We start from the raw sequence: 451 nt of genomic DNA on the forward strand, positions 1-451 counted from the left end.
ATGCTAACTACGCTGTACAAGCAGGTTTAAATCCTTCTAAAGATGCAATTGCTCTAGAAAAGAAGAGCTCTCCATATGCTAACATCATTGCTGTACGTAAGGCTGACAAGAACAAACCAGCTATCAAGAAGTTAGTGAAAGCATTAGAATCCAAAGATACACAAAACTGGATTAAGAAAGAATTCAAAGGTGGAGTACTTCCAGCTAAATAATATTAAGAACTATTAAAAATTACTGGATCCCAATTAATCGGGGTCCAGTAATTTTTTTGCTTTTTTTGGAAAAAGTCGAATCTAGACATAGGACCAATTTTCTAATTTGTGCAAGTAAACGTTTAATTTGCATAAATTAGAAAATTGGTCCTGTGTCCAAATGTGGAAAATGGAATTATTTTAAAATTAATTTAGCCCTAAAGCCGCGACTAGCATAGTAGGAATCTGCACCGTTGTGA

General features: G+C 34.4%; 1 protein-coding gene. It reads left to right on the plus strand.

The window, feature by feature from the left end; translation table 11 throughout:
• Positions 1–212, plus strand: a 212-nt coding sequence (locus tag CP366_RS10395; RefSeq protein ID WP_233197991.1) for a MetQ/NlpA family ABC transporter substrate-binding protein, incomplete at its 5' end; no start/stop codon positions are given.
• Positions 213–451: the final 239 nt, after the last annotated feature.

Source organism: Lactobacillus sp. UMNPBX15 (genome assembly GCF_002553785.1).
Lineage (GTDB): Bacteria > Bacillota > Bacilli > Lactobacillales > Lactobacillaceae > Lactobacillus > Lactobacillus crispatus.